The sequence below is a fragment of the Pedobacter sp. PLR genome (assembly GCF_026239675.1).
Taxonomy (GTDB): Bacteria; Bacteroidota; Bacteroidia; order Sphingobacteriales; family Sphingobacteriaceae; genus Pedobacter.
The window spans coordinates 811,993-819,561 of record NZ_JAPIVQ010000002.1 but is presented as its reverse complement, the minus strand read 5'-3'; the positions used below and the strand labels follow the sequence as shown (position 1 = coordinate 819,561).

Annotated in this window: 6 protein-coding genes; all 6 read right to left on the bottom strand. The window is 40.0% G+C overall.

Annotation, left to right across the window (positions count from 1 at the left end; translation table 11 throughout):
- Positions 1 to 462: 462 nt before the first annotated feature.
- Complete coding sequence (locus OQX61_RS07110) at positions 463 to 1,329, bottom strand: DUF6266 family protein (RefSeq protein ID WP_265840950.1); 867 nt, start codon at positions 1,327 to 1,329, stop codon at positions 463 to 465.
- Positions 1,330 to 1,953: 624 nt separating this feature from the next.
- Positions 1,954 to 2,679, bottom strand: coding sequence for a hypothetical protein (locus OQX61_RS07105; RefSeq protein WP_265840949.1), 726 nt, complete (start codon positions 2,677 to 2,679; stop codon positions 1,954 to 1,956).
- Between the two features lie 111 nt (positions 2,680 to 2,790).
- A complete protein-coding gene (locus OQX61_RS07100) occupies positions 2,791 to 3,168 on the bottom strand; it encodes a GntR family transcriptional regulator (RefSeq protein ID WP_265840948.1) in 378 nt (125 codons plus the stop codon).
- A gap of 1 nt (position 3,169) precedes the next feature.
- Entirely contained in the window at positions 3,170 to 3,949 is a 780-nt protein-coding gene (locus tag OQX61_RS07095) for a hypothetical protein (RefSeq protein ID WP_265840947.1), read from the bottom strand.
- Positions 3,950 to 3,959: 10 nt separating this feature from the next.
- Positions 3,960 to 4,790, bottom strand: a complete 831-nt coding sequence (locus tag OQX61_RS07090; protein WP_265840946.1) for an ABC transporter ATP-binding protein — start codon at positions 4,788 to 4,790, stop codon at positions 3,960 to 3,962.
- Positions 4,791 to 5,027: 237 nt separating this feature from the next.
- Positions 5,028 to 7,439, bottom strand: coding sequence for a glycoside hydrolase family 3 N-terminal domain-containing protein (locus tag OQX61_RS07085; protein ID WP_265840945.1), 2,412 nt, complete (start codon positions 7,437 to 7,439; stop codon positions 5,028 to 5,030).
- Positions 7,440 to 7,569: the final 130 nt, after the last annotated feature.

Below are 7,569 nucleotides of genomic sequence, written 5' to 3'. Positions count from 1 at the left end.
TGTATCCTTAACTACATGATTCACAGTCTGTAAATCGTAAAAACAAATCATGCAGGATCTACCAACAAGTCAATTCCATCTGTATTCTCTAACAAGAGGTCCATAAACCAGCTATCCCGCATGTAATCCTGAAAAACTTATGTGATTTCATTAATAGAACCCTTCATATAGGTTAAACATGCAATCAGCATCACCATACTATATAGTATAGCCAGGCAATAGCAACACGCCATTACAAAGAAGCTAATTAAGCACATTTCTGAACGCTTAAGCGCCTATTCATAATGTATGACCCACTCACAATGCAGAAGGCTTACAGTATATATAACACTTATACTATATATACTGTAAAAGGCATACAATTCCGGTGTTCTACCTCAAATGCATACAGTATATAATAGGTTATCAAAAATGATTCTCCTGTTAAACGGAATAAATTATTCGCATGTTGGCACACAACCCCTAACCGGGTTTCGATTGTCGGGATCCGGACGTAGATTCGTACCTGTTCATGAGGACCAGATATTCAGTTTCTAAGCTTCTGAAAGCCTTACCCAACATCCTGTCTTCGGGCTTTAGCTTCATTTGCGCTTTGTATTGCCCCTTTACCTGCTCATATCTCGCGTTTGCCCGCAAATTTTCTTCCTCTTCCTTTTTTCCTTTTTCTTCTGTGATCTTCGGGTTTCCCCAGGCACCGTTCAGATTGCCCAGATATACCGTATCCGAAACAGAATCATGATTTGCAGCACTTAAGAACAGGTATACCTCCATAGAAGCTTCCAATTTTTCAGCTGTTAAAGGCAGAAAAGCAGTCCCCATTTCTCTTTTAGAAAAATTCAACTCTACCTTTTGTGTTCTGCTTTTTGGAAAATAAATGGCCAACTGCAGACAATCATCGTATTGTGAGCCCGATCCGGATTGATAGGAAGGGTCCCAGCTGATTTGCAGCCCCCCTTCCACTTTCTCCATGCGGAGCTGGTCAGGGTTATTTAACGTGCCCTTACTAAGTTGTACTTTAGCATAATCGATGCTGATGTTCGGATATTCCCCCTGCAATGCATTTTTCTTATTGCAGGAAACAGCCAGGTTGTGCTGATTTCTGATCGTTCCACGGGCTTCCAGCTCAAATCCATTGTTCAGATAACCATTAAAATGACCCAGAAAACGCGTGATTACCGCCATAGACTGGTGGTTGGCCTTCTGTTTCAGACTAGGTTTCCCTTGTTTTCCAACAGTCCGGTGAACGAGCTGACCATTTAACATATAAGATACCACGTTGCCGAGCTTGCCGCTTGGCCAGCCATGCATTCCATTTCTTGAAACTGACATAATTTTAAAATTTAATTGTTTATTCAGAGCAAGTTGAACATAATTAAATCAATAAACAACAACTTGAATTTTGTTCTTAAAAACCCTAACAGACAGGCATACAGCTAGCTTAAAGACTGATTTTAGGTCCTAAAAAAAGTATAAACACAGACAGACCACAAAAAGACCACAGGTAGTTTAGCCTTAAAAACGCTTAAATCAAATAAGGAAGGCCCCATGATCTATCTCAGAATATCGGCAGGATTTTCTGAGATTTAGTGCAGCGTCAATATTGAGGAGGAACAAAATTTAATGACGGAAAAAATAGCAAAACTAAAATAGAAGAGCTGCTATATTGATATGGAACTGTAGCTGGATTAAAAAGGACAAGGAAGCTTAAAAGAGGCCTTTCTTCGTCATCAGGCCGGCTGAGGCCCCAGCAAACCACTTGCGAGACTGGCTTAAAACCCCGTTAAATTAAACCAATTCCCCTGATCTTTTACCCCAATTTTATTCCGTAAAATCCATTCTCCAACAAAAAAGGGCCATACTAACCGCATGAGCCCTTCCATTTTGTCTTATTCAATATACTAAACCTCTCCAGAATCACTAACCAAATTAGGCTGGTTTAAAAACAAACCTGGTTTACTGATTTTTAATGACCTGTAATGCCGCACCATTTAAAGTCACGCTAGCCTTATCTGACAAGTTATAGCGCGTCTTTACAATTTTGGGATTACTCAGTGACAATTTACTTGCTCCGGGAATTTCGAACTCCGCAAATTCGATATGATTGTCCTGATCAAGATTCAGTGCTGCACCGCCTTTTTCATCTCCAACTACTGCTCTTAATGTCTTTAGCATCATTTTATTCATAGTTACAGAAGTTGAAGCGGCCATCCGAATATCCAAATCAGGGCTTTTTATTCCTTTCAGAGAAACTTCTCCCCCATAAATATTGACATCTTCGCGTTTATTTCCCGCTGGCCAATAAGCAACTGTACTTAGCTTATTCAGCTTATTAGTAAATAATACAATATCATCATATCTAGTAGCTCTGCCCATTTTTCTAGCCTCATCTGTCAGTCCAATAGTTAAAGTATTTCCTACCTGATTCAATACCAACCGGTCTTTAATCCTTTTTCTAATCCAGACCCCTTCTTTCTGCCCGGGTTCTACCACGATCGCCAGCAAATTGGCATCAGCTACATTCAGCGTTTCAATATTCTTCATTTCTCTAAACTCACTTTCATTGAAGCGGTTTTTATAATCACCTGCTTCATAAGCAGCCTTTAAGGAGAAATTATAAGTCGTAATCATCCCTAATGAGACGATAATTGCGGCAATGATCAACATGTTACTTGTTTTCATCTATATCTAATTTTATGGTTAATTATCAGATTGAGCGTGTATCAAACATTCCTGACGTTAAAGAAAACGCGCAGTTTATGCGAAAGCTCTATCTAATGTTCACATTTCAATTTAATTCTGTTGGTAATGTTCGGCTTTAAACTGCTCAAACCTTTCTTCAATTTCTTTCATACTGATGTCCAGCAGGTAAATGTTTTTGAAGAATTCGGGAAGGGCGTTTCCAAGAAAACGTTCCTTACTATATTCTTTAATTTTCATTTCCGCATCTGCGGCGATAAAGAAACCTATCCCTCGTTTGTTTGTAATTACCTCTTTATTCTGCAAAAATTCATAAGCTCTAACCACTGTATTGGGATTCACTTGTAGTTCAACTGCTAAATCCCTAACGGATGGAATCTTTTGATCCAGGGGCCATTTCCCCAACACAATGTGTTCTCCAACATAAGCTGCTATTTGCAGGTATATTGCTTCATTCTCCCTAAATTCCATACTACACCTGTTTTTCTTTCAATTTAAAATAAGCGCCGATCCATAAGATCAGAACTATTGTATAAGCCATCCCTACCATTACTGGTTTAATTGATGACTGTGATTCTAAAGTATAATAATTATCGGCTTCTTTAAAGGCTGCATTTGCAAAAGGGACTACCTTCTCCAGTTCTACGCCTAAAATCGCTATGGCTAAATACTTATTGATAAAGATGATGACCAAACATAGTACAGCTACCATGCATGCCGTTTTTATAAAATGGAGTTTTTCAAAAAATACCGCACCGAGAAAAGTCAGGCCATGAAGTATGGAGAAAAAAACCAGTGCCATGCCGTAATTTGTTTCAATGCCTTGTAAATTCAACAAGGCCATTTTCTCGTCTTTTCCTGAATTTTGCAGACTTAAAACCAACAGGTCGACCGCATAGAAACTCAGTACAAAGGCCAATTGATAAATTACAAAAGAGTAAATCCAGGCCACCAGGTATTTCTCGAAATGGGATGCAGGTAACATCAGCATAGCTATTGATTTTCTACTGTTACCAAGTTCTGAGAAGATCATACTCGTAAAGATTGATCCGGCTCCTATAAAGAACCAAAAGAATATGGCAAACTGGATTTTAACCCCCAGATTACCGTCAGTTACATAGGATATAAAGCCTAGCATTGCGGCCAGCAAGGTCACAATTACGCCAATAGATAGTAAATAGGTTTTATAATACTCCTGGGTATGTTTAATGAAAAGCTGTGAAAATCTCGGAAAGCTAAATATGTTATTCATGAGGCGTCTTTTAGTTTAAATGGTTTATAACTGATTTATGTTCGCTGATCACTGCACTAAAAAGAAGTTCCATATCAACTTTACTGAAGGCTTCGTTATGGTTAATACTCATCGTATTCAAACCTATTCTATGCGACTCCTCATATAGGATCAGTTCTTTATCCAGTGGGGCTGAACTACCAAAATAAATACGTTCAGCGATTTCATCCAGGCTCTTGTTCAATACCATTTTCTGTTCATGTACAATCAATAAGCGATCAATAAGACTATCCAAATCTCTGATCTGATGTGTAGAAATGATAATGCAACGTTCTTCTGTCAGTGCACCGGCAATGATTCTCCTAAACTTCGCTTTAGAGGGAATATCCAAACCATTCGTTGGTTCATCCATAATTAACAAAGTCGTATTTGTAGCAAGGCCGAAAGCAATCATTACTTTTTTCTGCTGGCCAAAAGAAAGCTTATTCAGTATACTGGTTTGCGGCACATCGAATTCTGCAAGCATCCGGTAATACTGTGCTTCGTCGAATTTAGGGTAAAAATGTGCGGTGCTTTGAGCAAACTGAACGGCAGAGGTTCCTGGTAAGTAAATTTCTTCCGGAATAAAAAACAGTTCCTGCAAAAAACCTGGTAAACGGTCTGCTGCACGATACCCTTTCAGGCTGCAAAATCCTTCCTGCGGAAACACCAGGCCGGCAAGGTTTTTAAGAAGTGTGGATTTACCTGCCCCGTTCTTTCCAAGGAGGCCATAGATATGGCCCATTTGAAGTTTTAAGTTCAGATTTTTAAACAACAGTTTCTTTTTGCTGTATCCAAAAGTCAGGTTAGAGATTTCTATCATAGCGGTCAAGTTTAGTGTACTAGTCAACTAGTACACTGTAAAACTAAACAATAGTTTTAATTATCCAAATAATTTATTTGAAAGATATTACCGAAGCTTTAAAAGGGGTTTTAACAACTGATCCTAAATCAACGATGGCTTATCAGCTGATAAGCCATCGTTGATTTAGGATCTTACTATTTCCTTAAACTGGATTCATAAAAAATAAGGAGGCTTTCTTAAAGGAAGACCTCTCCTTTAAGGGAGAATATCAAATTCTTCTTTCAATTTAATATCTTCAGAAGAATGCCCTATCATCACGCGGAACTTACCTGGCTCCACGCTCCAGTTCATATCCTTATCAAGGATGGAAAGGTCGTCTGGATTTAGCACAAACTTTACTGTTTTTTGTTCACCTGGTAGAAGTCCTACTCTTTCAAAACCACGAAGATCAGAATCATAAGTAGTTACGCTACTCACCATATCTTTAAGGTATAACTGTACCACATCGTCGCCTTTACGTTTTCCGGTATTCTTTACATCTACGCTGACTTCAATAGTAGCCCCTGCCTGTTGCGTGCTTTGTTTCACTTTAAGATTTGTGTATTCGAAAGTCGTATAGCTTAAGCCGTAACCAAAGGGATACAAAGCTCCGTTTACGCTGGTCTTGCCATATCCATTGTTTCCACTGTCCGGCTGTCCGGCTTGAGAAGCTGGTTTAAAAGGGAAATTATATTCCAGCTGACCGATTGATTTCGGGAAGGTGATTGGTAATTTTCCACCCGGATTATAGTCGCCGAACAAGGTTTCTGCAATGATATTTCCGCTTTGGGGGCCAGGAAACCAGGCTTCCAATATTGCAGGAAGGTTTTTATTTTCCCAGTTGATCGTTAATGGCTGTCCGTTTACCATCACCATCACGACAGGTTTACCGGTAGCATGCAAGGCCATTAACAACTGTAGTTGTCGCCCGGGAAGATTTAAACCGGTACGGCTCAAACTTTCTCCAACGCGTTTTTCATCCTCTCCTACTACGGCGATAATCACATCTGATAATTTCGCCTCTGCTACTGCTGCGTCGATTCCTGCCTGTTCTTCGGCAGTTAATGGAGTTGGAATGATTTCACTTTCCGGCCAGGTTGGATCAATAATATCACAACCTTTCACATAATTTACCGTTGCTGCAGTACCCACATACTTTTTTAGACCATCCAACACGGAAGTAACCGGGTTATTTGAGGGACCGTATCTGCTGGTGGTATAGTTCTGTTCTGCTGCCATGGGGCCTGTGATCATGATTTTTTTTACATTCTTTAGCGTTAAAGGCAGAAGATTTCCTTCATTTTTTAGCAAGACCAATGATTCCCGGCTCAACTGTGCGGAAAACGCTTCATCTTTGGCAGTATGTACCAACTGATCTGATGCTTTGGTATTTTGTACGTACGGCTGATCAAAAAGACCTAACCGGAATTTAACACGCAACACATTCCCTACCCTTTCGTCGATAGTTTTCATGGACACACGTCCTTCTTTGATCAATGCTCTTAAAGGCATAATATATTCCTCAGGCATGGTGAAATTGGTGCGGACATCCAGTCCCGCTTCCACCGCTTGTTTCACTGCTCCTTTATAGTCATCCACCACATGGTGTTTAGAATAAATGTATTCTACGGCTTCACTATCGGAAACGATATATCCTTTAAAACCATATTTTTCTCTTAGCAATTCAGTCAGGAAATAGTGGCTTCCGGTGATTGGGACGCCATCATAGTCGTTATAACTACTCATTACTCCCATTGGAGCAGCTTCCTGCACTACCCTTCTAAAAGGATACAAATGAATCTGGTGTAATTCCCGGAGTGCCACATGAGGGTCCGTACGTGCGTGTCCATCTCTGCCACCTTTAGGAATACTGTAGACTGCAAAATGCTTTAAAGTAGCAGCAACACCATTTTCCTGAATGCCCAATACCATTTGTTTACCAAGTTCGGCGATGTGGTAAGGATTTTCGCCGTAACACTCTACTACCCGCCCCCAACGCTGGTCTCTTGCGGGATCAAGAATTGGTGCATAAACATTGGTATAACCTAAGGCTTTTGCTTCCCTTCCAACGATTGAACCGGCTTGTCTCACCATTGTCTTGTTCCAGGTACTGCCAATATTGATCGGTGCAGGTAATGGCGTTGCCCGATCATGACACAATCCATGGATGGCTTCGTTCGTAAAATCTACGGGAATTCCCATTCTGGTTTCTTCTATAAACCATTTCTGAAGGGTATTTATAGCATTAGCATGTTTGCTGAATGGGTAAGAATATTCCGTTACGGCCTTATTATTATAGGCCAGACTGTTTAAAGCTTCGTCAATATTGGCGATCCCGTCTTTCCAGACCTTTGTTTTCCATTCTGCAGTTGGCATTTCATCCTTTAATACTCTTCCATAGCCATAAAGGGTGGCCATCTGACAGGTTTTCTCTTCCACATTCATTTGAGACAGGAGATCGGTTACCCGTCTTTCAATAGCTTGTGCCGGGTCTTCGAATATATCTTTCTTCCCGTTTTTATTAAAGTCTATCCAGTTTTTCCTGTAAATATTTTGATGTTGGGCAAATGAAACACTCTGTAGTGATAAGAGTGCGGCAGCAACCATCAGCGTCTTTTTCATCATCATCGGCTATTACTATACTTGGTTATAAATCCGGCTAAATTAAAAGAATTAACTGGTTTACAACTGGCTATTGTATCAATGATATTGGCAATCCAGCGGATTAAAGAAACCAGTCAACTGTCATTCCCTCTTC

Excerpts from the sequence above, each read along its gene's own strand:
- OQX61_RS07110 (WP_265840950.1), bottom strand. The coding sequence starts at position 1,329 with ATGTCAGTTTCAAGAAATGGAATGCATGGCTGGCCAAGCGGCAAGCTC.
- OQX61_RS07105 (WP_265840949.1), bottom strand. The coding sequence starts at position 2,679 with ATGAAAACAAGTAACATGTTGATCATTGCCGCAATTATCGTCTCATTA.
- OQX61_RS07100 (WP_265840948.1), bottom strand. The coding sequence starts at position 3,168 with ATGGAATTTAGGGAGAATGAAGCAATATACCTGCAAATAGCAGCTTAT.
- OQX61_RS07095 (WP_265840947.1), bottom strand. The coding sequence starts at position 3,949 with ATGAATAACATATTTAGCTTTCCGAGATTTTCACAGCTTTTCATTAAA.
- OQX61_RS07090 (WP_265840946.1), bottom strand. The coding sequence starts at position 4,790 with ATGATAGAAATCTCTAACCTGACTTTTGGATACAGCAAAAAGAAACTG.
- OQX61_RS07085 (WP_265840945.1), bottom strand. The coding sequence starts at position 7,439 with ATGATGATGAAAAAGACGCTGATGGTTGCTGCCGCACTCTTATCACTA.